Source organism: Salinicola sp. RZ23 (assembly GCF_003206675.1).
In the GTDB taxonomy this organism is placed as follows: Bacteria; Pseudomonadota; Gammaproteobacteria; order Pseudomonadales; family Halomonadaceae; genus Salinicola; species Salinicola endophyticus.
Window position 1 is genome coordinate 207,807 of sequence record NZ_PZJK01000005.1, and the last position, 25,091, is coordinate 232,897.

General features: G+C 66.0%; 25 protein-coding genes. 12 read left to right on the forward strand and 13 right to left on the reverse strand.

The annotated features are described in order from the left end of the window. Positions 1-15 precede the first annotated feature (15 nt). Positions 16-1,506 (reverse strand): RimK family protein, encoded by a 1,491-nt coding sequence (locus DOM67_RS04755; protein WP_110674505.1) that lies wholly within the window; start codon positions 1,504-1,506, stop codon positions 16-18. A 281-nt stretch (positions 1,507-1,787) separates the two neighbouring features. On the opposite strand from DOM67_RS04755, the gene DOM67_RS04760 reads away from it, so the two are divergent. Both DOM67_RS04760 and DOM67_RS04765 read left to right on the forward strand, forming a co-directional pair. Beyond that, on the forward strand, positions 1,788-2,270 hold the full coding sequence (locus DOM67_RS04760) for an N-acetyltransferase (RefSeq protein WP_110674506.1): 483 nt from the start codon (positions 1,788-1,790) through the stop codon (positions 2,268-2,270). A gap of 52 nt (positions 2,271-2,322) precedes the next feature. After that, positions 2,323-2,808 (forward strand): YajQ family cyclic di-GMP-binding protein, encoded by a 486-nt coding sequence (locus tag DOM67_RS04765; RefSeq protein ID WP_110674507.1) that lies wholly within the window; start codon positions 2,323-2,325, stop codon positions 2,806-2,808. 33 nt (positions 2,809-2,841) lie between these two features. Here DOM67_RS04765 and DOM67_RS04770 read toward each other — a convergent pair whose 3' ends face one another. Beyond that, the gene (locus DOM67_RS04770; protein WP_157958794.1) at positions 2,842-3,645 is read right to left on the reverse strand and encodes a class III extradiol ring-cleavage dioxygenase; all 804 of its coding nucleotides are present in this window, start codon (positions 3,643-3,645) and stop codon (positions 2,842-2,844) included. A gap of 363 nt (positions 3,646-4,008) precedes the next feature. Here DOM67_RS04770 and DOM67_RS04775 point away from each other — a divergent pair, with 363 nt between their 5' ends. From DOM67_RS04775 to DOM67_RS04785, 3 genes are all read left to right on the forward strand, one after another. Continuing rightward, positions 4,009-4,422 (forward strand): YbaN family protein, encoded by a 414-nt coding sequence (locus DOM67_RS04775; protein ID WP_340638120.1) that lies wholly within the window; start codon positions 4,009-4,011, stop codon positions 4,420-4,422. A 429-nt stretch (positions 4,423-4,851) separates the two neighbouring features. Beyond that, positions 4,852-7,503 carry an aminopeptidase N gene (gene pepN, locus DOM67_RS04780; protein WP_110674509.1) on the forward strand — a complete coding sequence of 884 codons (2,652 nt, stop codon included), beginning with the start codon at positions 4,852-4,854 and terminating at the stop codon, positions 7,501-7,503. Positions 7,504-7,593: 90 nt separating this feature from the next. After that, positions 7,594-8,793: an MFS transporter gene (locus DOM67_RS04785; RefSeq protein WP_110674510.1), complete on the forward strand. Its 1,200-nt coding sequence runs from the start codon at positions 7,594-7,596 to the stop codon at positions 8,791-8,793. Between the two features lie 138 nt (positions 8,794-8,931). Here DOM67_RS04785 and aldA read toward each other — a convergent pair whose 3' ends face one another. The 4 genes from aldA to DOM67_RS04805 all read right to left on the reverse strand — a co-directional run bounded on the left by aldA (position 8,932) and on the right by DOM67_RS04805 (position 12,487). After that, complete coding sequence (gene aldA, locus DOM67_RS04790; RefSeq protein WP_232825135.1) at positions 8,932-10,407, reverse strand: aldehyde dehydrogenase; 1,476 nt, start codon at positions 10,405-10,407, stop codon at positions 8,932-8,934. Positions 10,408-10,564: 157 nt separating this feature from the next. Beyond that, positions 10,565-10,852, reverse strand: a complete 288-nt coding sequence (locus tag DOM67_RS04795; protein WP_110674512.1) for a hypothetical protein — start codon at positions 10,850-10,852, stop codon at positions 10,565-10,567. 57 nt (positions 10,853-10,909) lie between these two features. Beyond that, the gene (nfo, locus tag DOM67_RS04800; protein ID WP_110674513.1) at positions 10,910-11,758 is read right to left on the reverse strand and encodes a deoxyribonuclease IV; all 849 of its coding nucleotides are present in this window, start codon (positions 11,756-11,758) and stop codon (positions 10,910-10,912) included. Between the two features lie 81 nt (positions 11,759-11,839). Further along, entirely contained in the window at positions 11,840-12,487 is a 648-nt protein-coding gene (locus tag DOM67_RS04805; RefSeq protein WP_110674514.1) for a hypothetical protein, read from the reverse strand. 158 nt (positions 12,488-12,645) lie between these two features. On the opposite strand from DOM67_RS04805, the gene DOM67_RS04810 reads away from it, so the two are divergent. Continuing rightward, the gene (locus tag DOM67_RS04810) at positions 12,646-12,849 is read left to right on the forward strand and encodes a putative motility protein (protein ID WP_110674515.1); all 204 of its coding nucleotides are present in this window, start codon (positions 12,646-12,648) and stop codon (positions 12,847-12,849) included. Positions 12,850-13,382: 533 nt separating this feature from the next. Beyond that, positions 13,383-13,658 carry a DUF1127 domain-containing protein gene (locus DOM67_RS04815; protein ID WP_110674516.1) on the forward strand — a complete coding sequence of 92 codons (276 nt, stop codon included), beginning with the start codon at positions 13,383-13,385 and terminating at the stop codon, positions 13,656-13,658. 72 nt (positions 13,659-13,730) lie between these two features. On the opposite strand, the gene DOM67_RS04820 is transcribed toward DOM67_RS04815, so the two are convergent. From DOM67_RS04820 to DOM67_RS04835, 4 genes are all read right to left on the reverse strand, one after another. After that, a complete protein-coding gene (locus DOM67_RS04820) occupies positions 13,731-14,528 on the reverse strand; it encodes an HpcH/HpaI aldolase/citrate lyase family protein (protein ID WP_110674517.1) in 798 nt (265 codons plus the stop codon). 56 nt (positions 14,529-14,584) lie between these two features. Continuing rightward, entirely contained in the window at positions 14,585-15,553 is a 969-nt protein-coding gene (locus tag DOM67_RS04825; RefSeq protein WP_110674518.1) for a tripartite tricarboxylate transporter substrate binding protein, read from the reverse strand. 232 nt (positions 15,554-15,785) lie between these two features. Further along, positions 15,786-16,301 (reverse strand): invasion associated locus B family protein, encoded by a 516-nt coding sequence (locus tag DOM67_RS04830; RefSeq protein WP_110674519.1) that lies wholly within the window; start codon positions 16,299-16,301, stop codon positions 15,786-15,788. 156 nt (positions 16,302-16,457) lie between these two features. After that, the gene (locus DOM67_RS04835; protein WP_110674520.1) at positions 16,458-16,943 is read right to left on the reverse strand and encodes an Lrp/AsnC family transcriptional regulator; all 486 of its coding nucleotides are present in this window, start codon (positions 16,941-16,943) and stop codon (positions 16,458-16,460) included. A gap of 256 nt (positions 16,944-17,199) precedes the next feature. Here DOM67_RS04835 and DOM67_RS04840 point away from each other — a divergent pair, with 256 nt between their 5' ends. Next, a complete protein-coding gene (locus tag DOM67_RS04840) occupies positions 17,200-18,891 on the forward strand; it encodes a 2-isopropylmalate synthase (protein ID WP_110674521.1) in 1,692 nt (563 codons plus the stop codon). 89 nt (positions 18,892-18,980) lie between these two features. On the opposite strand, the gene DOM67_RS04845 is transcribed toward DOM67_RS04840, so the two are convergent. From DOM67_RS04845 to DOM67_RS04855, 3 genes are all read right to left on the reverse strand, one after another. Continuing rightward, complete coding sequence (locus DOM67_RS04845) at positions 18,981-19,529, reverse strand: FlgO family outer membrane protein (protein ID WP_110674522.1); 549 nt, start codon at positions 19,527-19,529, stop codon at positions 18,981-18,983. A gap of 23 nt (positions 19,530-19,552) precedes the next feature. After that, positions 19,553-20,230 carry a hypothetical protein gene (locus DOM67_RS04850; protein ID WP_110674523.1) on the reverse strand — a complete coding sequence of 226 codons (678 nt, stop codon included), beginning with the start codon at positions 20,228-20,230 and terminating at the stop codon, positions 19,553-19,555. A gap of 136 nt (positions 20,231-20,366) precedes the next feature. Then, positions 20,367-21,215, reverse strand: a complete 849-nt coding sequence (locus DOM67_RS04855) for a formate/nitrite transporter family protein (RefSeq protein WP_110674524.1) — start codon at positions 21,213-21,215, stop codon at positions 20,367-20,369. A gap of 141 nt (positions 21,216-21,356) precedes the next feature. Between DOM67_RS04855 and DOM67_RS04860 the strand changes: the two genes are divergently transcribed. The 4 genes from DOM67_RS04860 (at position 21,357) to DOM67_RS04875 (ending at position 24,918) form a co-directional block, all read left to right on the forward strand. Further along, on the forward strand, positions 21,357-22,055 hold the full coding sequence (locus tag DOM67_RS04860) for an MgtC/SapB family protein (protein ID WP_110674525.1): 699 nt from the start codon (positions 21,357-21,359) through the stop codon (positions 22,053-22,055). Between the two features lie 144 nt (positions 22,056-22,199). Beyond that, entirely contained in the window at positions 22,200-23,330 is a 1,131-nt protein-coding gene (locus tag DOM67_RS04865) for a multidrug effflux MFS transporter (protein WP_110674526.1), read from the forward strand. A gap of 175 nt (positions 23,331-23,505) precedes the next feature. Further along, entirely contained in the window at positions 23,506-24,429 is a 924-nt protein-coding gene (gene yegS, locus DOM67_RS04870) for a lipid kinase YegS (RefSeq protein WP_110674527.1), read from the forward strand. Between the two features lie 48 nt (positions 24,430-24,477). Then, complete coding sequence (locus tag DOM67_RS04875; protein ID WP_110674528.1) at positions 24,478-24,918, forward strand: nucleoside deaminase; 441 nt, start codon at positions 24,478-24,480, stop codon at positions 24,916-24,918. Positions 24,919-25,091: the final 173 nt, after the last annotated feature.

Sequence of the window (25,091 nt, forward strand, 5' to 3'; positions counted from 1 at the left end):
GCGAGCCCGCCGCGCTCAGCGGCGCGGCCGGTGCTCGAGCCGTTGCTCCATGCGCTTCAGAAAGACCGCCATCACCCGTTCGTAGAGCGCATCCTTGAGCACCACGTCCTCGACCCCGACGTCCAGGTTGGGGTTGTCGTTGACCTCGATCACCACCACGCGATCGCCGATCTGCTTGAGATCGACGCCATAGAGGCCGTCGCCGATCAGCTTGGTGGCGCGGAGCGCCGCCTTGACCACGGCGACGGGCACCTCCGACGGGTCGTGGGTGGTGAAGCCGCCGCTGCGGGTCTTGCCGCTGGAGTGGTCATAGATCTGCCAGTGGCCCCGCGCCATGTAGTAGCGGCTGGCGAACAGCACCTGGCCGTCGAGCACGCCGATGCGCCAGTCGAACTCCGTCGGCAGCCACTCCTGCAACAGCAGCAGCGCCGAGGAGGCGAACAGGCGCGGGGCTTCCTCGGCCAGCTCCTCGCGTGAGCGAATCTTGACCACCCCCTTGGAGAAGGCGCCGTCCGGCACCTTGAGCACCAGCGGATAGCTCAGGTTGGCGAGCTTGTCGTCGAGGCGCTCGAGATCGCTGCGGTGCAGCAGCTGGCCCCGCGGGGCCGGGATCTTGTGGGTGCCGAGCAGGGCGTGCAGGTAGATTTTGTTGGTGCAGCGCAGGATCGACTGCGGGTCGTCGATCACCACCAGGCCCTCGTGCTCGGCCTTCTTGGCCATGCGGTAGGTGTGGTGGTCGAGTCGTGTGGTCTCGCGGATGAACAGGGCGTCGAACTCCGCCAGACGCCCGGCGTCGCGGTGGGTGATCAGGCTGACATCGATGCCCAGGCGGCGGCCGGCGCGGATGAAGCGCTTGATCGCGCCGCGGTTGCTCGGCGGCAACTGCTCCTGCGGGTCGACCAGAATGGCCAGATCGAAGCGATAGCGGCGGCGCGCCCGCGGCGTGCGCCATACCTTGGTCGAGTGGCGGTTGAGGGCGCTGGCGAAGGTATCCTCTTCGCCGCTCTTGAGCGCGGTCAGCGCCAGCGGCTTGAGCCGCGCCAGGCGCCAGCTGCCGTGGCGCTTGTCGAAACGGGCCTCCAGCAGTGGGTGGGGCAGGCGCTCGAACAGCCGCCGCGCCAGCCGGGCCAGCTCCGGCGTCTGACACTCGCCGAAGAAGACACGCAGGGTCAGGCTGTCACCGGCCAGGGCGCCGCGCTTGTCGAGCTCCGCCAGCAGCGGGTCTAGAGCGGTCAGCTGCATGTCGATCAGTGCCTTGCGCGAGAGCTGGTTGAGCGTCTCGACGCTGGGCAGCACTCGCTGGGCTCGGGCCTGGGCCAGCAGCGAGACGTAGTAGCCGGTCTCGAGATAGTCGAGATTGGCGCACAGGTTGATCACGTGCGTGGCGTCGTCCGCGCTGGCGGCGGCGTCCAGGGCGAGAAAGTCCTCGGCGCTGATCAGATCCTCGGAAGGGTAGTAGGGCTGCCAGTCGGCCAGCCGGTCGACGACGATGCGCAGGCGTGACATGAATCGGAAACTCCTCGATGGCTGGAGGGCAGGGTGGGGCCGGGCGGCGATGTGGCCAAGAGACGTCTGACCCGCTGGTGGGCGCTCAGCATGCGGTGCGCGAGTCATGGCGACAAGTCGTTGCCAGCGTGAAATAATTTCATCATAGCGTCGCCGCGCCCCGGGGTCTCCCCGGGCGCGACGGACGCCGCCCGCGACCCTGAGGTGGCGGGTGTCATCCGGGGGGCGAACGTCACGTCGTCCCGCCAGGTTCGCCCATTCTCTTCGATTCGAGTGCCATCATGCTTCGCACCCTCCGCCCCGGGCGTGCCACCGATCGCGATGCGCTCTTCCGCCTGGAAGAGCGCTGCTTCGAGGGCGACCGCTTCAGTCGTCGCCAGCTCGCCCATTTGTTGACCCGAGCCAATGCCCTCTCGCTGCTCGCGGTGAGCGAGTCCGAGCAGGTGATCGGCTACGGCACGCTGCTGTTCCGGCGCAACAGCCGCATGGCGCGACTCTACTCCTTCTGTGTCGACCCAGAGGCACGCGGCAGCGGCCTCGGCCGCGAGCTGCTGGAGGCACTCGAGGTCGCTGCCCGCGAGCGCGAATGCACGCGCCTGGTGCTGGAGGTGCGCGCGGACAACCGGGTCGCCATGGGGCTCTACCGGCGCATGGGGTTCATGGCCCACCACTGGATCGACGACTACTACGCCGACGGCTGTGCCGCCTGGCGCATGGACAAGGATCTCGCGGCGCCGGCAAGCGCCGCCGAGTCGCAGACCTGATGACCACCGGCGTGTCACGACATGCCGCCTTTTTTGTAGGTGAGGAGTAGCTATGCCGTCTTTCGATATCGTTTCCGAGTTCGACCGTCACGAAGCGACCAATGCGGTCGATCAGGCCAACCGTGAAATCCAGACCCGCTTCGACTTCCGCGGCGTGGATGCCAGCTTCACCCTGGAGGGCGAGAGCGTGGCGCTGGAAGCGGACGCCGAGTTCCAGCTGCAGCAGATGATCGACGTGCTGCGCGCGAAGCTGATCGCCCGCGGCATCGATCCGCGCTGCATGGAGATCGAGGAGGCCCAGACCTCGGGGGTCAAGGCGCGTCAGCAGATCAAGCTCAAGCAGGGGCTGGAGCAGGCCGACGCCAAGGCGATCGTTAAGCAGCTCAAGGACGCCAAGCTCAAGGTGCAGGCCGCCATTCAGGGCGACAAGGTGCGTGTCAGCGGCAAGAAGCGCGACGACTTGCAGCAGGCCATCGCGCTGCTCAAGGGCGAGAGCGGCCCGGACCTGGCGTTGCAGTACAACAACTTCCGCGACTGAACACGCCGGACAGTGCCCGCCCCTGCTCGCCGCTCAGTGGGTCTCTGTCAGCTCGGCGAGCGCACCGCTGCCCAGCGCCAGCATGCTCAGATTGCCGTACATGAAGCTGTCGTGCAGGCGCGAGAGCGGCCGGCCCGCGGCGGCCCCGAGGCACATCAGCAGCGGCAGGAAGTGCTCAGGTGTGGGGTGGGCGTGGCGCGCGTTCGGCGCCTGCTCGTGCCAGCGGGCGAGGCTGTCCAGGTCGCCGCGGGCGGCGATGTCGATCACCCAAGCCTGGAATTCGCGCGCCCAGGCGTCCGGCCTATCGTGGCGCGGGTGCCTGTCGCCCAGGTTGTGGGTGGCGGCGCCGGAGCCGATCAACATCAGGTCGTGGTCGGCGGCGGCGCGGGCCAGGGCCGCCCCCAGCGCGAGCTGGGTGCGGGTGTCCACGGCCAGCGGCACGCTGACCGGGATCAGCGCGACCTCGGCGTCCGGCCACAGCAGTGACAGCGGCGACCAGATACCGTGGTCGAGGGGCCGGGCGGGGTCGAGCGCGACCGAGTGGTCCTCTGTGCGCAGCGTCTCGGCGATCGCCGCGGCGACTTCCGGCAGCCCGCGGGCCGGATAGCGCATCGCGTAGAGTTCATCGGGGAAACCGTGGAAATCGTGCCAGGTGGCGGGCGTCGGCGCCGTACCCAGGGTGAGCTCCTGGGTCTCGAAGTGGGCGGAGATCACCAGTGCGCCACGCGGGCGGGGCAGGCGCTGGCCCAACTGGCGCAGGAAGTCGCGGGCCGGGTGGGCGCTCAGCGCCAGATCCGGAGCGCCGTGGGAAAGATAGAGAATCGGGGCGGTGGGCATGGGCAGGCTCCTCTCGGCGCGTGGCATGGTCGGGGTGTTGGTGTCGCTTTCCAGCCTACGCCGATGCGCCGCCGGCACTAGCCGTCTCTGGGCCAATGGCGTGTTTCCACGCTGTCATCATTGATCGCGCCCCAGTATCGATCTCGACAGTATCGATCTCGATGCCATCGACGGCTCGCTGCTCGTGCGGTGCTATCAGAGGCATTGGTGTTTTCCATGGCGGCGGATTGGAGCGAGTCGGGCGGCCTGGTTTACACTAGTGATCGATCTGGCCTCGGGCCGCGGGTGTGCAGTGCCTTCGCAAGGCGACGCTTCCCACGTAACCCTGAGGCCCCGACTTCGCCGACCTTGGGGATGTCCGGCATGCGCAACGCCATTTTCGTCACTCTTGCTGCCATCAGCTTTGCGCTTGGCGTCATCGGGCTGTTCCTGCCGGTCATGCCTACCACCTGTTTCATGCTGGCGGCGGTCTGGCTCGCCTCCAAGGGCTCGCCGCGGTTCGCCGACTGGATTCGTCACCACCCGCGCTTCGGCCCGCCGATCCTCTCCTGGGAGCGTGAGCGCGCCATCCCCAAGCACGCCAAGATCATGGCCGTGATCATGCTGACGGTCTCCTGTGTGATCATCGCCTTCACGGTGTCACTGCTGGCGCTGAAGGTCGGGCTGATTCTCGGCCTGGCGGCGCTGGCGGCGTGGATCGTCACGCGCCCGCTGCCGAGTCTGCAGTGCCCGGTGCGCGAGCTGTGGGAGGAGAAGTCGGTCTCCGAACGCCGCTGACAGGCTGCCGCCGCGCTCGGCGCGCGGGGTTCTCATCTTCCTCGACATTCGCCTCCTCTTTCGGCATTCGTTTCCTCTGGCGCGACTCGTTTCCTCTCCCGGCATGTGTTGCCGTCATTCGCCCTCTCTGATCACTCGACGATCGTCTGCGGCCCCGCCCGCCATGACCCGGTACCGGCGACGGTCGAGGCTGTCTCGCCTGTGGGCTTTCTCCGCGCTAACGGCATCGATTCGATATCGCTTGGTCCAACTGGTTAGAATGGGGCCAGTGCGGGACGCGGCCAGCGTCCCCCAGGCTGTGCACGAAAACGGCTTCACGCGTCGACTTTTCGTGCCGGGCCTGTTCATTTTTTCGTCTAGTGTCATCCCGGCCGATGTGCGGTTGCGACATCGGTTCACGGATTGCCTTTTTCGACCAGGAGCGTTGCCATGTCTGAGATGCAAGCGACCTATCTCAAGGATTATCTGCCGCCGGCGTATCGCGTGACCCACACCGAGCTCACTTTCGATCTCGATCCGACGGCGACGCGAGTGAAGGCGCGCTTGCATCTGGAGCGTCACCCGGAGCGCGAGGCGGGGCTGCCGCTGGTGCTCGACGGCGAGGGCCTGACGCTGAAGCAGGTCGCCATCGACGGTCAGCCCCTCGAGGCCGATGAGTTCGAGGCCGACGCTCACAGCCTCACCATCGCCCGGGTGCCCGAGCGCTTCCGCCTGGATACCGAGGTGGAGATCGCGCCGGACACCAACACCGCGCTGGAGGGGCTCTACCGCTCCAACGGCATGTACTGCACCCAGTGCGAGCCGGAAGGCTTTCGCCGCATCACCTTCTATCCCGACCGCCCCGACGTGATGGCGACCTTCTCGACCACGGTGATCGGTGACCGCGAGTCGCTGCCGGTACTGCTCTCCAACGGCAATCCGGTAGAGCAGGGCGAGCTTCCCGACCAGCGTCACTTCGTCACCTGGGAGGACCCGCACCCCAAGCCGAGCTATCTGTTCGCGCTGGTCGCCGGCAGTCTGGAGAAGGTGGAAGACCACTTCACCACCCAGAGCGGCCGCGAGGTGCTGTTGCAGATCTGGGTCGAGCCGGAGAATCTCGACAAGACCGACCATGCCATGGCATCGCTCAAGCGTGCGATGCGCTGGGACGAGGAGACCTACGGCCGCGAGTACGACCTCGACCGCTTCATGATCGTGGCCGTCAATGACTTCAACATGGGCGCGATGGAGAACAAGGGGCTTAACATCTTCAACTCGGCGGCGGTGCTGACCCATCCGCAGACCGCCACCGATGCCGCTTTCCAGCGGGTCGAGGGGATCGTCGCCCACGAGTACTTCCACAACTGGTCGGGCAACCGGGTGACCTGCCGCGACTGGTTCCAGCTCTCGCTCAAGGAGGGCTTCACCGTCTTCCGCGACCAGACTTTCTCCGCCGACGTCAACTCGGCGCCGGTCAAGCGTATCGAAGACGTCTCCTTCTTCCGGACCGCCCAGTTCGCCGAGGATGCCGGTCCCACCGCCCACCCGGTGCGCCCGGATCACTACATCGAGATCTCCAACTTCTACACCCTGACCATCTACGAGAAGGGCGCCGAGGTAGTGCGCATGCTGCGCCATCTGCTCGGTTGGGAGGATTTCCGCCGCGGCAGTGATCTCTACTTCGCACGCTTCGATGGCCAGGCAGTACGCATCGAGGATTTCGTCGCCTGCATGGCGGAGGTCTCGGGGCTCGATCTCGACCAGTTCATGCGCTGGTACGCCCAGGCCGGCACCCCGGAGATCGATGCCCACGGCGAGTATGACTACGCCACCGGCGAGTACCATCTGCGTCTCTCCCAGCGTACCCCGGCGACCCCGGGTCAGAGCGAGAAGCTGCCGCTCCACGTGCCGATCCGCCTGGGCCTGGTGGGGACCAAGTCGGGGCATGATCTGACCCTCAAGCTCGCCGACGCCGCGGGCGGTAGCGAGACCCTGGGCAAGGATGCGGTGATCCATCTGCGCGAGGCGGAACAGACCTTCGTCTTCCAGGATGTCGAGGAGGCGCCGGTGCCGTCGCTGCTGCGCGGTTTCTCGGCCCCGGTCAAGCTGCGCTACCCCTACTCGCGGGAGGAGCTGGCCTTCCTGTTGACCCACGACAGTGACGGCTTCAACCGCTGGGATGCCGGCCAGCGCCTGACCATGCTGGCGTTGGACGATCTCATCGCCGCGCACCGCAACGGGGTCGAGAAGGTCATGGACGTGCGCCTGGTCGAGGCCTACCGCAGCCTGCTCGACGAGCCCGGTGACGACCAGGCGGTGCTGGCGGAGATGCTGACGCTGCCGTCGGAAGCCTATATCGCCGAGCAGCAGCCGGTGGTCGATGTCGACGCCATCCATGCCGCGCGCGAGTTCGTGCGTCAGTCGCTGGCCTGGCAGCTGCGTGACGCCTTCCTCGCGGTCTACCGCGACAACCAGAACGACGAGCCCTATGCGCCGACGCCCGAGCAGATCGGTCGGCGCAAGCTCAAGAACGTCGCGCTGGCCTATCTGATGAGCATCGCCGACGACGAGGCGATCGGCCTGACCCAGGCGCAGTTCAAGAACAGTGGCAACATGACCGACGTGCGTGCCGCGCTGACGCTGCTCGCCCACAGCGATCGCAGCGATCTGGCCGAGCCGGCGCTCAAGGCGTTCGGCGAGCAGTGGGCCCACGACCCGCTGGTGATGGATCAGTGGTTCACCATCCAGGTCACCCGTCCCCAGCCCGATGTGATCGAGCGGGTGCGTTTCCTGATGGAGCATCCGGCGTTCTCGCTCAAGAACCCCAACAAGGTGCGCGCGCTGATCGGCGCCTTCGCCCAGAACCGGGTCAACTTCCACCGTCTGGATGGCCAGGGCTACAAGCTGCTGGCGGACGTGGTGATCGAGCTGAACCGTCTCAATCCGGAGATCGCGGCGCGCATCATCACCCCGCTGACCCGCTGGCAGCGCTTCGACGAGGAGCGTCAGGTGCTGATGAAGGCCGAGCTCGAACGCATTCGCGGCGAGAAGCTCTCGCCCAATGTCTACGAGATGGTGGAGCGCGCGCTGGCGGATGCCTGAAGACGGCTGTCGATCGGTCGGGCCGGGTCGCACCTAGCGTGCGACCCCATGACTGGCGCCGGCAACCGGGCCCCGGGGAGCGCTCGACGGATGAGATCGCCCAATCGTCAGTTCTTCGTGTCGCTGCTGCTGTCGCGGCTGGCGGACCAGATGCTGCTGTTCCTGGTGCCGCTGGTGATCTATCGGTTGACCGGCAGTGTCGCCTGGTCGGGGCTGGCGTTCTTCTTCGAGACCCTGCCACGGTTTCTGGCCTTTCCGCTGTGCGGTCAGCTCTGCGACCGTCGCCGCAACGATCGGTTGCTGCGATCTAGCCAGCGCTGGCGCATGGCAACGTGCATCGCGGCGATCCTGGGCTATCTGGCGATACCCCATGTGGCATGGTTGATCGGCCTGTCGGCGCTGGTCGGCGTATTGTCGACCCAGGGCGTGATGGCGCGAGAGATGCTGTTGGTTCAGGCCTTCGGTGCAACTCGCTACGAGCGGCTCGTCTCCCACGCCCAACTGTTCGACCAGGTGGGAACGGTACTTGGGCCGCTGGTGGCGGCGGCGCTGCTGGCCCGGCTCGAGTGGGAGGCGGTAGTGGTGGTGATCGCGCTCGGTTTCGCGCTCAGCGATCTCGCGGTCTGGCGCTGGCAACGCCTGGCCAGGCCCGCGTTGCCGACGCCGCGGCCGAATGCCGCCAACGGATATCGGACGCTGCTGATCGCGGGTCGTCATCTCCGCTTGAGCCCCGCGCTGCCGGCCTCGATCGGCCTGGCAATGGCCGTCAATCTGCTGCTGGGGACGCTACTGGCCACGGCGCCCGCCGTTGTCACCGGCGTTCAGCACCATGATCAAATCTACTATGGCGTGTTGCAGGCCGGCGGGGCGCTGGCCACGGTTTTGGTGTTGCTGTTCACGGCAAGATCGCTGATACCGGCGGACCGGCTGGGGCTGCTGGCCTATGCGGCGATGGCGCTGGGCGGCCTGATGGCGAGCGTGACGACGAGCTCGTCGCTCTATGCGCTCGGATTTTTGCTGGTGGTCGGTTTCGACAAGATGTTCAGTGTCTCGATTCGCAGCCTGCGCCGTCGGGTGATTCCCTCGGAAGACTTCGGCAAGACGACAGGGCTGGTGGTGATGCTCAACAATCTGTCCCAGCCGCTGGGCGGGCTGATCGTGAGCACGACGGCGGGGTTTCTGGCGACGGGCTCGATCCTGCTGGCGGTGGCACTCGTCATGGTTTTCGCCGGGGTGTTCATCCTGTGGCGCTACCGTGACCCTGTGCTGCCCTCGCTGAGTCGGCAATAGCCACCAGGGTTTGTCCGAAAAGTCGGCGGGTGCTGGCAGCTTTCGCATGAAACCTGACGACAACGGGCCGCCACTGGCGGCCCGTTGTCATGGGGAGAGTCGGCAGAACGAAGGCGGTTCGTTCGAATGGGTGTGGTGTCAGGCGTAGTGGACGTACATCGTCTTGCTCTTGACGTAGGCCTCCAGCCCGTACTTGCCATCCTCGCCGCCGAGCCCGCTGTTGCGGTAGCCCTTGTGGAAGCCCTGGACGGACTCGCCAGCACCGCGGTTGACGTAGATCTCGCCGAAGTCGAGTTCACGGGTCAGCGCCATCAGGTGGCGCACGTTCTGGGTGAACACATAGGCCGAGAGGCCATACTCGGAGGCGTTGGCATACGCCATCGCCTGATCGAAGTCGTCGATCTTCATGATCGGCACCACGGGGCCGAAGATCTCCTCCTTCATGATCTGCATGTCGTTGTCGACACCGGTGAGAATGGTCGGGGCGTAGTAGTTGCCCTTGTCGTAGTCGCCGCCGCTCAGGCGCTGACCGCCGGTGAGCAGCTGCGCGCCATCACGCTGGGCCTGCTCGACCATGGCGTGGATCTTGTCGAGTTCGGCGGCGTTGATCTTGGGCCCCATGTCGACGTCTTCGTCGGTCAGCGGGTTGCCCACCTTGAGCGCCTCGACGCGCTGCTTGAAGCGTTCGAGGAAGCGGTCGTAGATGCCGGACTGCACGTACATGCGCTCGTTGCAGGTACATACCTGGCCGCAGTTGTCGAAGCGCGAGGCGATGGCGGCATCCACCGCCGGGTCGAGATCGGCGTCGTCGAGCACGATGAAGGGCGCCTTGCCGCCCAGTTCCAGACGCACGATCTTGAGATGCTCGGCGGCCGCCTTGTTGATCTCGCGGCCGCCGCGCACGCTGCCGGTCATGCTCACCAGTTGGGTGATCGGGCTGGTGATCAGCTGGTTGCCGATATCGCGGCCGCGGCCGTTGACCAGATTGACCACGCCCTGGGGAATGCCCGCCTGACGTGCCAGCTCGACGATCTCGAGCGCGGTCAGCGGGGTCTCTTCCGAGGGCTTGAGCACGATGGTGTTGCCCGCGGCCAGCGCCGGGCCGAGCTTGCGGCCGATCAGCGCGGCGGGGAAGTTCCAGGCGGTGATGCCGACCACCACGCCGTGGGGCACCTTCTGGATCCAGATCTGCTCGTCGGGGTCGTCCGCGGGGATGATGTCGCCCTCGAGGCGGCGGGTATTCTCGGCGGCGAAGCGAATCAGGTCGGCGCACATGCCGACATCGGCGTCGGCCTCGTCCAGCGGCTTGCCCTGCTCGGTGGTGATCAGTCTTGCCAGGCGCTGGCGCTGCTCGAGGATCAGCTCGACCAGCCGGTAGAGATGGTCGGCGCGCTCCACCGCGGTCTTGCGCGACCATGCCGGGAAGGCGCGCTGGGCCGCTTCCAGGGCACGGTTGGCCAGGGCTTCGTCGGCCAGGGAGACACGGGCGATGAGCTCGCCGGTGGCCGGGTTGAGCACGTCCAGGGGTTCGCCACCGCCGGTGGTCCACTCACCGTCGATGAACTGGTTGTAGAGATCGACACCTTCGTGGGATGACTTCATTGACTGGGTCATGCTTGACGCCTCCTTGTCGGTCCTGCGGCGCCCGCGGGCGCCGCCTCATGCATCTGGACTCTCAAGGTGGTAGAGGTGGGGCGGGCTGACAAGCCGTAGGCGACAGCGTCGCAGGATCGGGCATGCCGGCAGCAGGATGGCGCCGACGGCGCCGGGCTCACTGGATCAGCCAGCCAAGCACCAGCAGCCCCAGCAGCAGGCCGATCACACCGCCGACCACGCCGCCGCGCAGCAGCGCGCGCACGCCGCTGATCAGCAGCAGCACGCCGATCACCAGCACGCCGAGGCTGAAGACCGAGTCGCTGATCCCCAGCGCCTGGGTGAGGCCGTCGACGAAGCCGTCCATCGCCCGCCACAGGCCGCCGAACAGGCTGTCGAGGAGGCCGACGACGCTGCGGATGACGCGACCGATGGCATCGCCGAGCCAGTGAAAGAATCCATCCATGGGGTCATTATCCTATTCAGGGGCGCCGCGTATCGGGCGCCGCGCAAAGCGTGAGGGTCAGGCGCTGTGCTGCTGGTCGCGCAGCCACTGGATCTCCTGCGGCCAGATAGCCGGCTCGATGGTCTCCAGAATCAGCGGGATATCGTCGGTGCGTGGGTCACGCATCAGCGCGGCAAAGCCCTCGCTGCCGATATTGCCCTGGCCCAGACTGTGGTGGCGGTCGACGCGGCTGGCGAAGGTGCTCTTGGCGTCGTTGAGATGCATGCCACGCAGATAGCGCCGCCCCACCACGCGCTCGAAGGTATCGAGCATGGCGGTGGCGTCGGCGGCGCTGCGTAACTCGTAGCCGGCGGCGAAGGCGTGGCAGGTGTCGATGCAGGCACCGACCCGGGACTTGTCCTCGACCTGGTCGATGATCTCGGCCAGATGCTCGAAGCGAAATCCCAGATTGGTGCCCTGGCCGGCGGTGTTCTCGATCACCGCGACGACGAACTCGGTGGCCGCATGGGCCTGGTTGATCGACTCGGCGATCCGCGCCAGGCAGTCGGACTCGCTGATCTTGTTGAGATGGCTGCCCGGGTGGAAGTTCAGCAGTGTCAGACCCAGCTGCTCGCAGCGCTGACACTCGTCGAGGAAGGCGGCGCGAGACTTGGCCAGGCCCTCCGGCTCGGGGTGACCCAGATTGATCAGGTAGCTGTCATGGGGCAGGATCTGGCCGGGACCGAAGCCGTGGGTGTCGCAGGCGCGTTTGAACGCCTCGATGGTCTTCGCCTCCAGCGGCTTGGCCTGCCACTGACGCTGGTTCTTGGTGAACAGGGCGAAGGCGTTGGCGCCGATCTCGGTGGCGCGGCTCACCGCCTGATCGACGCCGCCTGCGGCGCTGACATGCGCTCCGATGGTCTTCATGGCTTCTCTATTCGTCACTCGTCGTGTGTCGCTGGGCCTCGAGTTTAGCAGCCGCCGGCTCTGGCGGCTTTCCGCCGCCGCTCATCCATCCAGGTGCAGGCCGGCGTTGATCTCGCGTAGTGCCTGATGCGCTGCTTCACGCGAGAAGGGGGGCTGGCGTGGCGGATCATAGACGTCGCCGTTGCTGCCCTCGACGATCAGGTCGATGGCGTAGCAGGTCGCCGCGATCACGCTGCGATAGCTCTCGACCTCGCGGAAGTGATTCATGCCGGCATCGCTCTGGGTGAAGACCACGACCGCGTGGCCATCGAGGGTGCTCGGGCTCGACGCGCGCTGGGCGTTGGCGGGCAGGCGCTGGCACTGGCGAATCGCTTCCGGGTCGCGGCTGATGCCCAGGCGCCAGAGCCCGGTGGTGATGGCGTCCGAGCCGGGCAGGGCGAGAGTGATCAAGGTCTCGCCCGGCGCCGAGGCGTCGAGCTGCCAGCTACCGTTGTCGAAGTAGCCCGTGATCGCCGGCGTGTCGGCATGGCCGTCGACACGCTCGAGCGTTGCCGGGTAGTCGAGCGTTACCCCAGCCTCTGCGCTGTGGAAGGTGCGCTGCGCCTCGCGCGGGCCGGCGGCGGTCTCCTGTGGCTGGGGCTGGCAGGCGGCCAGCAGCGCCGCGGTGGCCAGCATCATACCGAGGCGGCCCAGGGTGCGCTGGCGCGCGCGGGGTGACAGTCGAATCATCGGGCAAGAGCCTCCAAAAGGGGAGAACGGCCATCGCCGCGTTCAGGGGAGGCGCGCCGGACCTTGAAGTCTAGCGCCTAAAGCCTAGGGCGACAGCCGCCGATAGAGGATCTGAGGGTAATCCCTCTCACTCGAGAACAGGAAATAGGGAGTCTCCTATGGATAGTGCAGTCAATGCTGTCGTCGGCGCCGGAGTCGCGCTGCAGCAGTTCAATCAGGATCAGGACATGCAGGCGTCGCTGCTCAAGCGCTCGCTCGACAATCAGTCCGCGCAAGTCTCGCAGCTGATGGACTCGATGGCCCCGGAACCCAAGCTGGCCGCCACCGGTACCGTCGGTACTCAAATCAACACCTACGCCTGAAGAGCGGCGGGGTCGTCACCGGTTCAGGCCGGGTCTCGACCCCGATCGCGCCATAACGGCCAACGCCATCGTGGTAAAAGTGCTGCCACGGTGAATGACGGAAGGGCGATCCTGCCGTCCTGATCCTGCAGCGCTATCGAACCGTAACCCTGGCGACATGCGACCTGGGGTTGCGGTTTTTATGCGTTGGCCTGCTGGACGGATATCGGGCTTTTTTCGATAAAAATATTGACGCGTTGAATGCCCCTCGATTTTAATCGGAAGGGCCGCGAGTGTAATTCAGAGTCTCCGGCATTCCTGCCGATTTCGGCATTTTCCCTGGACGCGATCATGACACTATTCCATCGCTCGACTTTTTCGATGCTCTCGATCCCTGTGCGCCAGCACAATAATCGAGTTCGTCGTCGCGTCGTGCGCCTGGGATAGCAGATCGTTATCGGCCGCGACGAGTATCGCGGCCGATGCGCAGTGGAAAGTGTTACCCGCCATGATCGCGATACTTGTCCGGCCTCCGACTGACGGAGTGGACAAGTATGAAACTGACGACTTTCATCGATGTGCTCAAGGGCCGTCTGGCTCTCGCCCGTCGCCGCCGGCAGGACTGGCGTGCGCTCTCCCATCTCAATGCCCACATGCTGCGGGATATCGGCCTGCGCGCAGAACAGGGCACGATCGTGCCAGTCAGCACAGAGATAAAGTGCGGCGCGTCGCCGGCGCCGGCAATCGCCGATACGCGGAAAGCCTCGGTCGCCGAGGCGCCGGAAGCCGTGCCGCGAGTGTGTCGATATTGTGGAGAAACGCTCGCTTAGCGAAGCCCCGGTCACTTTGTGTGGCCGGGGCTTTTTCGCTTTGGGGCGTTTTATCTTTCACCTGACGTGGCATCAATATCCCAGACTCGAGGGCGTCGGGGAGACGTCCTCTTTATAACGCGACACCGTCTCGAGTGCTGCCTGACGCAGCAGGCTGATATCGATACCCACGGCGATGAAATCGAACCCCCACTCGGCGTAGCGCTTGGCATCCGCCTCGGCCGGCGCCAGGATGCCGGCCGCCTTGCCCGCGGCCTTGGTGACCTCCAAGGTGTGGCGGATCATCGCCTGGACGTCGGGATGGTTGGGGTTGCCGACATGGCCGACGCCGGTGGAGAGGTCGATCGGCCCGACGAAGATCGCATCCACACCTTCGGTGGCGGCGATCGCTGCGGCGTTGTCGACCCCGGCGCGGGATTCGACCTGAACGATCAGGCAGAGCGTCTCGTGGGCCCGGGCGAGATAGTCGGGAATCGCGTCCCAGCGCGTGGCACGGGTGAGCCCGCCGCCTACGCCACGGAAGCCTCGGGGCGGATAGCGGGTCGCCGCGACCAGCTGCGCGGCCTGCTCGGCGGTGTCGACCATCGGCACCATCAGCGTCTGGGTACCGATATCGAGGAGCTGCTTGAGCAGCGCCGGGTCGTGATTGACACAGCGCACCACCGGCGCGCAGGCGTAGGGTGCCACCGCCTGCAGCTGCGCCAGGATGCTGGGCACGGTATTGGGAGCGTGCTCGCCATCGATCAGCAGCCAGTCGAAGCCGGTGGTGGCGAGTATCTCGGTGGCATAGCCGGTGCCGAAGCCGGCCCAGCAACCATAGCGGGTCTGTCCATCCAGCGCGGCCTGAAACGGATTGTGCGGGAGCTGCATGCGTATCGGTCCTTGGTGATCCGGCGTCTCGCGACGCCGGTGGCATTATGGTGGCGTCAGTGGGCCAGCCCCATCTGTTTCATGATCTCGCCGAACTTGGCATCGTCCTCGGCCATCAGCGTTTCGAAGTCGTCGGCATCACGCCACACCACACCATAGCCCTGCTTGGCCATGAAGCTCTGGTAGGCATCGCTGTCATAGGCTGTCTTCAGCGCCGTTTCCAGCCGGTTCACCACCGCCTCGTCGAGCCCCTTGGGGCCGACGACGCCGCGCCAGGCGCCGAGACTGAAGTCGCTGCCCAGCTGCTCGTGGAAGGTGGGGATATCGGGGAAGCCGCTCAGGCGCTCCGGCGTCATCACGCCGAGGCTACGAATCTCGCCGGCCTCGATCATGGCGCGAGCTTCCGGTAGCGAGGAGGCGACCACGTCGATGCTGCCGGAGGCGAGCTCGGTCATCGCCGGTGCCGACCCCTGGCTGGGAATCCAGGTCAGCTTGCCGGCGGCGATGCCCTGATCCATCAGAAAACCGTTCAGAGCCACGTGCCAGATGCCGCCGAGACCGGTGCCCGAGGCGGTGTAGGTCCCCGCCGGGTGCGACTTGACCTGGGCCACGAAATCCTTGAGGTCCTTGAACGGGGAGTCCTCGCCCACCGAGAGGCTGGCCGAGTCGAAGTTGATCTGGCCGATCGGGGTGAAGTCCTGGTAGGTCAGGCTGGTGAGCCCCTGCCAGTGCATCATGTCCAGCTCCACCGTGGCCAGGCCCAGGGTATAGCCATCCGGGCGGGCGTTGGCGATGGCGGTGTGGCCGACCACGCCGCTGCCGCCGGTGCGGTTGACCACGTTGATCGTCTGCCCCAGCTCCTGCTCCAGCACGCTGGCGATGATTCGTGCGGTGGCATCGGTGCCGCCACCGGCGGCCCAGGGCACGATCAGGGTGATGGGCTTGTCGGGATATTCCGCCCAGGCCGCCGGGGAGGCCACCACGGCGGCGGCGAGCAGGAGCTTCAAGGTGCGCTTGACGTTCATGGAACCTCTCGGGGATCTCTCGGGCGCTGGCGGCGTGCCGGCGCGGAACGGGGTGAGATGACTTTTGCACACAAAGTCATATCAAGCGCTCGAAGGGGGCACAATTGCGCCAACGTCTAAGAGGGTGGGTAAAAGCGCGGGCCTGCCAGTGGCAGGCGCCCTGGCGGGCGCCGCCGAGATCGGTCCGGCGCGCGGCGCCGGACCTGGCATCTCGAGTGTGGGAGAGGGCTCTTTACTGCGAGGCGATGCGCTGGCTGGCGCTGGTGAAGCCCATCAGTGACAGATCCATGTTGAGCCGCTTGCCATCCGGGGCGATGGCGCTGACGGTGGCCTTGGTGCCGCCGCGGAGCTGGGCGAGCAGTTGTGGCGACAGCGCCAGATTGGCGCGGCAGCCTTGCTGCAGGCAGACCTGATAGGGCATGCCCACCGGCTTGTTGTCGTCCACCTGCAGTTGAATACCCGGCGCCAGGCGCACGCCCAGCGGCAGCAGGAAGACCATGACCGGGCCGTCGGCCTGGGCCGGATGACCGACCATGGCGCGCATCAGCGGATCGTTGCTGTCGGGGTTGTTGACCACCTGGCTCATCACGCAGCTCTGGCCCTCACCGCCCTTGGGGCAGCGCACTTCCCAGGACTGGAACTGCTGGGTATCGACCTGCGGTGCGCTCGGCTGTTGAGCCTGCGCCGGGGTCAGGATGGCGGCGGCCAGCGGCAGCAGCGAGGCGAGCAGGGTACGGCGAAAAGACATGGCATTTTCCTGTGTTGTGATCGGTCGCGTGTTGTCATGCATGAGTATGGTCTAATTCGTACATCGCGTGGGAACGCGCTCAACTCATTCCAGCATGCCCGGCGCAGAGGTGGCCAGTCACCGCCAATGGGGCAGCCGTGATTGCCGAATAGGGGGTCAGGGCGCCACCGGCACGCCGCGATTTTCGAACACCGGTCGCAGCACGAAGTTGGAGTGGACGCCGGAGACGCCCTCGATCGGCGTGATGTGCTGCAGCAGAAGCTGCTGGTAGCCGTCCATGTCCTCGACCCGGATCTTGAGCTGGTAGTCGACCTCCTGGCCGGTGATCATCAGGCACTCCTGTACCTGGGGCAGTGCCGCCACCTGGCGCTCGAAGTTGGCGAAGCGCTCCGGGGTGTGGCGATCCATGGAGATGTGCACCAGCGCCATCAGCCGGTAGCCCAGCTGTCGTGCGTCGACCAGGGCACGATAGCCGAGGATCAGGCCGCTCTCCTCCAGCGCGCGCAGGCGGCGCAGGCAGGGCGAGGGCGAAAGCCCGATGCGCTCGGCCAGTTCCTGGTTGCTGATCCGGCCCTCCTGCTGGATCAGTTCGAGAATGCGTTGGTCGTAGCGATCGAGCGAAAGGGGTTGTGGCGGCTTCATCGGCAGTATCTATCTCTTGTTTGTTCAGGGTTGGCAGATTATGCCATCTGACGTCGAGAAAGATCGATCTTCGCAATGTCCTGTCGGCGCAAAAGCCTTACACTGTCTCTGCTGCCACAAGCAGCTTCGGGCCGGCTCCCGCATCCGGGGTCCGGCCCCCGTTTCCGCCGCGATCCGCGGTGGCTCAACAGCGGGGCTCGCCCCCACGGTGCGCCTCACAATCCGTCGGCTCTTTTACCTCGTCAGGATGGTTGCCATGTCTGCCTTCGATCATCGCAAGTACCGCCCGGCCCCCCGGGTACCCGCCTTCGACCGCCAGTGGCCGGATCGTGATCTCGATCACGCCCCGATCTGGGTCAGCGAAGACCTACGCGATGGCAATCAGGCTCTGCTCGAGCCGATGAGCGTGGCTCAGAAGCAGCGTTTCTGGCACCAGATCGTCAAGGTCGGGATCAAGGAAGTGATGGTCGGCTTCCCCTCGGCGAGCCAGCCGGATTACGACTTCGTGCGCTGGCTGATCGAAGAGGATCAGATCCCCGAGGATGTCACCATCGCGGTGCTGGTGCAGTGCCGTGAACATCTGATCGAGAAGACCTTCGCATCGCTGGTCGGTGCCAGGCGGGCGATCGTTCACCTCTACAACTCCACCTCCACCACCCAGCGCGAGCGGGTGTTCGAGATGGACCGCGCAGGTATCGTCGATATCGCGGTGCAGGGGGCGACCTGGGTCAAGACCTACGCTGCGCGCTATCCGGAGATCGAGTGGTGCTTCGAGTACACCCCGGAGAGCTTCTCCAGCACCGAGATCGACTTCTCGCTGGAGATCTGCGAGGCGGTGATGGACGTCTGGCAGCCGACCCCGGACAACAAGTGCATCCTCAACCTGCCGACCACGGTCGAGGTCGCCGGGCCGCACCACCACGCCGATCAGATCGAGTACTTCTGCCAGCACATCAAGAATCGCGACAGCGTGATCATCTCGGTGCACACCCACAACGACCGCGGTGGGGCAGCGGCCTCTGCCGAGCTCGCGCTGCTGGCGGGCGCCGAGCGCGTCGAGGGGACCCTGCTGGGCAACGGCGAGCGTACCGGCAACATGGATATCGTCACCCTGGCGATGAATCTCTACAGCCAGGGTATCGATCCCGAACTCGATCTCTCCAACCCGGACGAGATCATCCAGGTGGTGCAGGAGTGCACCGGTATCGCGATGCATCCGCGCCACCCCTGGGTCGGCGAGATGGTCTACACCGCCTTCTCCGGCAGCCACCAGGACGCCATCCGCAAGTCGCTCAAGAAGCAGCGTTCCGATGAGCCGTGGCAGGTAGCCTATCTGCCCATCGATCCGCGCGACATCGGCCGCGACTACCAGGCGGTGATCCGCGTCAACAGTCAGTCCGGCAAGGGCGGCATGGCGTTCCTGCTCGAGCGCGACTATGGCATCAGCCTGCCGCGCTGGATGATGCTGGCGCTGGCACCTCACGTGCAAAAGGAGAGCGAGGTGCGCGCCAGCGAACTCTCCAGCGAGATCATTCGTCAGGTGATGTTCGACAACTTCCAGCGCGAAGCGCCGCTGTCGCTGGCCGACTACCGCCTCTCCAAGGGGCAGGAGGAGGGCATCGAGGTGACCCTGTGGCAGGGTGCCGAGACCCTGCGCCTGTCGGGCAAGGGCAACGGTGCGATGTCCTCCTTCACCGATGCCTGGCAGCGTCATACCGGCACCAGCGTGGGAATCGTCGACTACAGCGAGCACTCGCTGGGCGGTGACAGTGACGCCAACGCCATCGCCTTCGTCCAGCTCAATGTCGGCGGCCAGCGCATCTGCGCGGTGGCAGAAGACAGCGATACCGTCAGTGCCTCGCTCAAGGCGATCCTCTCCGGGATCAATCTGGCCGAGGCGCAGCGGGCGCCGCAGATGGCCGACGCCGGCGTGACCACCGTCGACTGAATTCGAGGCCGACATCCGCGACGCAAGACGAGAAGGGCGCCCCCAGGGGCGCCCTTCTGCGTTTGCCATCCTGGTGCTATCGGCCTGATTCAGGGATAGCTGGGGGGCAGCAGCGTACGCAGATCGTTGTTGAGCGGCAGTTCGAAGCTGGTTGCGCCGAGGATGGCGCGATCGGCGATACGCACCACCCGGGCATTGATGAACAGCCGGTCCTGGGCCTGGGCGTAGGTGCCCACCAGCACCGCGTTGGCGTCGTAATCCTGACTCAGTCGCTGCACGTTGCGCGACAGGATCAGCTCGCCGGTGTTCTCTTCGATGTAGAGGCTGTTGCGCAGCTTGACCTCGATCACCTTCTGGCCCGATTCGACCAGCCGCGAGACGAACATTTCGCTCAGGGTGCGACCCAGGGTCGAGGATTGGCCGAGGTGGTCGACATCGACGAAAGTGGTGGCGACCAGCGGGGCAGTGTCATCGAGCCGCCCCCGGCTATTCTCGATCAGCGCCTTGGCCGCCGCGTCGACCCGCTCCAGGGTGGTCGGCTGATGTGGACGGCCGTTGGGGTCGAGCATCGAGCAGCCTGCCAGTGCGGCCAGCAGCAGCATGAGCAGCACAAGCCGAGCGCAGGAAGATACGGACATGGCGGAACTCTCTCTGCTGCGCTTTACCATTGCGACGATACCTTGAGCTGGCCCCGTTCGGTGGAGGCGGCCGGCGCACGGCCGTACTGGCCGCTATCGCCGGGGTTGATGTAGTAGAGATTGGAGGAGGAGTAGAGCAGGGTCTGATACTCGTCGGCCTGAACCGTGATGATCACCTCCTCGTCGCTCTCCGAGGTCCAGCTGCCGCTGAACAGGTCGACCAGCCCGGCAGCCGGGATCAGTGCCAGCGCCGGCTCACGCCAGTGGTTGAACGGAATCGTCGCCACCGCGATGCCTGCCGCCAGCGCGGTCAGTGCGCCCTGGGGTGGGCGGATCGGCTGGCGATCCTGGTGCGCCACGACCTGAACGTCGAAGGTGACGGTGGCCGCGCCGAGATCGGAGGTTCTGACCGTGGCGCCCTGTTTCACCAGCTCGCTGGTCAGCAGCGAGCGAAAGCCGCGGCTGAAGGCGGTTTCGGTCTCGGGGGGCTTGATGTAGAGCGCGCGCCGGTCGAGCCTGCGGTCGGCCATGATGGCCTTGGCCTCGTGCTGCGCCAGCACCTCCCAGTGATAGGCGGCCTGCATGCGCTGCTGGGTGGTCGCCGGGTAGGTGGTGGCCAGCGGGGCCTGGGAGGTGTTGACGCCGAAGCAGCCGCTCAGCAGTGGCAGGCCGCAGAGCAGCACCCAAGGTTTCCATGACATGTGTAGAGAGTTCCTGTCCGATCGCCGGGGCGTCTTTATGTGTGTGGCTCTCGGAGAGTATCGGCGGGCACGCGCTCGGCTTGAGCGCGGCCGGAGAAAACCGCGTCAGGCGAGCGTAGTGCTTGCCTGACAGCGCCTAGCGTTCGCCGTCGCTGCGGATCTGCGCATGACTGATCAGCGCGAAGATGAAGGTGCCGCCGAAGACGTTGCCCAGCAGCGTCGGCAGGCCGAAGTGGAAGAGGTACTCGGACCAGCTGGCGTGGCCGGAGAAGACCAGATACATCACCTCGGTGGAGCCGACGATGATATGGGTGAACTCGCCGATCGCCACCAGATAGGTCACGATCAGGATCACCCAGATCTTGGCGCTGCCGGCGCTGGGCAGCAGCCACACCATGGTGGCGATCATCCAGCCGGCGACGATGCCCTTGGCGAACATCTGCATCGGGGTGTTCTCCAGGATGTGCTCGCCCAGGGTGAGGAACGCCTGATGCGTCTCGGCGGAGAAGATCGGCAGGGCGAGTATCGCCCAGGCCGAGATCGCCACCCCGACCAGGTTGCCGATCAGCACCACGCCCCACAGTCGCAGCAGACACAGGAACTTGCTCACGCGCGGCTGGCTCATCACCGGCAGTACCGCGGTGACGGTGTTCTCGGTGAACAGCTGCTGGCGTGCCATGATCACCACCAGAAAGCCGATGGTGTAGCCGAACGACTCGACCAGGAAGCCGACGTCGGTATCCGGCAGGTGGGCTCGCAGCAGTCCCTTGGCGAGCATCGAAAAGCTCATCGAGAGGCCGGCGGCCACCGCCGACCACGCCAGCGCCGAGACGGTGCGGTTGAGCTCCTTCTCGCCCTCTTCGCGGATCTTCTCGTGTACCGCGGCGGCGCGCGAGGGGAGGTTCTCGCCATCGAGCTGCAGGTCGTGCTCCTCCTCTTCATTGCGGACGCGGCTGGGCGGGGTCAAGTCGTGACGTTTGTTCAAGGTCGGATCCTTCCGAGCGATGGGCGGTGCCGCACGGCCTAGCCGCCGCCGGTGATCTGGCGATGGCCGCGGCAGCGGTTATGCTTGACTGTATCTGATGCTGAAACGATAGCGGTAAATGCGACAAGGAGATAGGCACGAATGTCGGCAGCAACCCTGACCATTCTGACCCATCTGGGTATGGCCTGGCTGGCGGGTAGCCTGATCGGCCTGGAGCGCACCTTCCATGGCCGCCCGGCGGGGTTTCGCACGCATGCCCTGGTGTGCGTGGCCTCGGCGCTGCTGATGATGGTGACGGTCTACCAGTGGCAGTGGCTGGGGGACGCGGTGCCCGAGGCCACCGTGCGCACCGACCCTACGCGCATGGCCCAGGGCATCATGACCGGGATCGGCTTTCTCGGCGCGGGGGTGATTTTCAAGGAGGGGTTGACCGTGCGCGGGCTGACCACCGCCGCCTCGATCTGGATGACCTCGGCGCTGGGTATTCTCTACGGCATCGGTTTTCTGTTCCCTGGGATTGCCGCCACATTGATCACGCTGCTGACGCTGTCGCTGTTTCGTCGGGTCGAGGCGCGTCTGCCCGGCAGGCTCTATGCCCGCTGCACGCTGCGCTACGCCAGCGCCGAGGTGCCCGGTGAGGGTGACATCCTGGCGCTGGTCCAGGGTTACGGCCTGCATGTCGAGAGCCTGAGCTACCACACCCGTGACGATGGCGCCCAGTTCGAGTATCGCCTGCTGCTGCGCACTCACCATCGGGGCCACCTGGGGCCACTGGCCGCGCATCTGCGCGGGCTGTCGGCGTTGCGCGAGTTCCAGCTGACACCTGCCGGCGATGGCTGACCGCCGTGCATGGCGTCCACCCTGTCGCTGTCCGGCGGTGACGAGAATGCTTGTCATCCTCGTGCCAGTCGCTAGAGTGGGCGCTCTTGCCGGGATGACGAGGTTGCGATGCAGGGCAGAGGACGTCCGCCGTTTTGGGTACTGATGGGCGCAGTCATGCTGTCGCCCCTGGCCATCGATATCTATCTGCCTGCCCTGACCGCGATGGCGCGCGAGTTCGAGCGTCCGTTCGCGGCGCTCCAGGTGACCATCACCCTGTTCCTGCTCAGCGCGGGTGTCGGGCAGGTACTGGTAGGACCGCTGGCCGACCGCTTCGGCCGCCGGCCGGTGCTGCTCGGCGGTTCCCTGACCTACTTCGCCGGGGCGCTGATGGGGCTGAGTGCCGCAACCCTGGAGTGGCTCTATGCCGCCCGCGTATTGCAGGGGCTGGGCGCCTGCGCCACGGTCACGGTGGCTTTCGCCGCGGTGCGCGACAGCTATCCGCCGGAGACCGGGGCCAAGCTCTACAGCTATCTCAATGGCTCGCTGACGCTGGTACCCTCGCTCGCCCCGGTGATCGGTGGCGCGCTCACCGTGGCTTTCGGCTGGCGCAGCAACTTCGCTTTCATGATGGCCTTTGCCGCGCTGCTCTGTCTCGGTGCCTGGTGGCGCTTCGGCGAGACGCGGCCGGCCGATACGCCCATCGAGCGCCGGCTCTACCGCTGGTCACGCTATCGTCCGGTGCTGGGGCACCCGCGCTTCCTCTATTATGCGCTGGTGGTGAGCACGATGATGGCGGCGATACTGGTCTATGTTTCGGCCGCCCCGGTGATCGTGATGGATCGGCTGGGGCAGCCCGAGTGGGTGTTCAGTCTCTGGTTCGGCGCCAACGCGCTGGTGAGCACCCTGGCATTCTTTTTCGTACCACGCCTGATGCATCGCTGGGGGCGTCGGGCCACGGTAAAACGCGGGCTGGTAGTGGTGGTTGGCGGGGGCGTGCTGGTCTCCGCGCTCTACCTGGGCGTGCCGCTCTCGGTGGCCACTTTCATGGCACCGGTGGCGCTACTCTCGGTGGGTTTCTCGATGATACTGGGTTCCGCTGCGAGCCTGGCGCTGGAGCCGTTTCCCGAGCGCGCCGGCACCGCCGCGGCGCTGCTCGGGGCGATCCAGCTGGGCGGCGGTGCCATCGTCGCCACCCTGGCCTTGATGACGCCGCTGGCACCCCAGTTCACGCTCACCGCGCTGTGCACCGGTGGTGGGCTGTTGCTGTGGGGCCTGGCGCGGCGCTGGGGCTGAAGGCGGCCGAGCGCATTCGAGGCGAGCCGCCGCCGGGGCGGCGGGCTGCTAGACTTTGTACGAAAAGTCGGCGAGCGAAGGCAGTTTTGCGGACAAGGCCTAGACTGCATCCCAGTGACAGCGGAAGATCAAGGCGCGGCGCAAGCGTCGGCCCCAAGGAAAGGATTCGATCGGTATGGCCAGTCATGGCGAGGGCACTACGTGGTTGATAATCAACGGCAAGTCCGCGCAGCAGCCGGACATTCGCAGCGCGGTGACGCATCTGCGCGAGCGGGGGCACGACCTGGCGGTGCGCGTTACCTGGGAGGGCGGTGACGGCACCCGCCTGGTCGACGAGGCGGTAGCGGCGGGCGCCGCCCGGGTGATCGCCGGCGGCGGCGATGGCTCGATCAACGAGACGGTCGCCGGGCTGATGCGCCATCCGGCCGAGCAGCGTCCGGCGCTGGGTATCCTGCCGCTGGGCAGCGCCAACGACTTCGCCCACGGTCTCGAACTGCCGATGACCCCGGCGGCCGCGCTCGAGCTGGCCTTGACCGGCGATACCCGGCGCGTGGATGTCGGCATGCTCGACGACGAGGCGTTCATCAACGTCGCTTCCGGGGGCTTCGGTGCCGAGATCACCACCTCGACCCCGGTCGGGCTCAAACGCCTGCTCGGCGGCGGGGCCTACTCGCTGATGGGGATGCTCAAGGCGTGGAACTACCAGCCGTTCGAGGGGCATCTGCGCTGGCCCGAGGGTGAGGCGCGGGTACCGTTGTTCATGCTGGCGATCGGCAACGGCGCCCAGGCCGGCGGCGGTCAGCGGCTGGCGCCCTCGGCCCGGATCGACGATGGCCTGCTGGAGCTGCTGTTCGTACGCCATTTCAATTCGCTCGGCGAACTCAAGCGCATCATCGATGAGCTGGAAAACCTGCCCAACGACGGTCAGTTCGTGCGCTATCTGCGGGTGCCGTGGGTGGAGTTCGATAGCGACGGTGCCTTTCCGCTCAATCTCGACGGCGAGCCGCGCCGCTATCGCCGTTTCCGCGCCTCGCTGGAGAGTGAGGCGCTGCCGCTGGTGGTGCCGTCACGCTGCCCGCTGCTGAGCGACACCCGCTGAGCGGACGCGAGGTCGCGGTTATTATTACAGCTGTCAGGAGAACACGACGTGGATAGCTTCATGCAGGCGGCCATCGAACAGGCACGCCAAGGTCTGGAACAAGGGGGCGTGCCGATCGGTTCGGTGCTGGTGCACGACGGCCGAATCATCGGTCGTGGCCACAATCAGCGTCAGCAGCGCGGCAGCGCCGTGCTGCACGGCGAAATGGATGCGCTGGAGAACGCCGGCCGACAGCCCGCCAGTGTCTATCGCGAGAGTGTGCTCTACACCACACTGTCACCCTGCGCGATGTGCAGCGGGGCGATCCTGCTCTATGGCATTCCGCGGGTGGTGGTGGGGGAGAACCGCACCTTCCTCGGCGAGGAGGCGCTGCTGCGCGAGCGCGGTGTCAGCGTCGAGGTGCTCGACGACGCCACGTGTCGCGAGCTGATGGCGAGTTTCATCGATGCTCACCCGGAGGTCTGGAACGAGGATATCGGCGAGAGCTGAAGCGGCTGGATTCTGGCGGCGTCTTTCTATAAACGTCCACCTATAGACGCCCCTTTTACAGACGCCTCTCTATAGCCCCACCGGAATCGACGCTCCTATCTCAAGAGGGCCGATTCAAGAGGGCCGATGACAGCGGCGCCCATCAAAACGGCGCGCATAAAAAAGGTTCATCA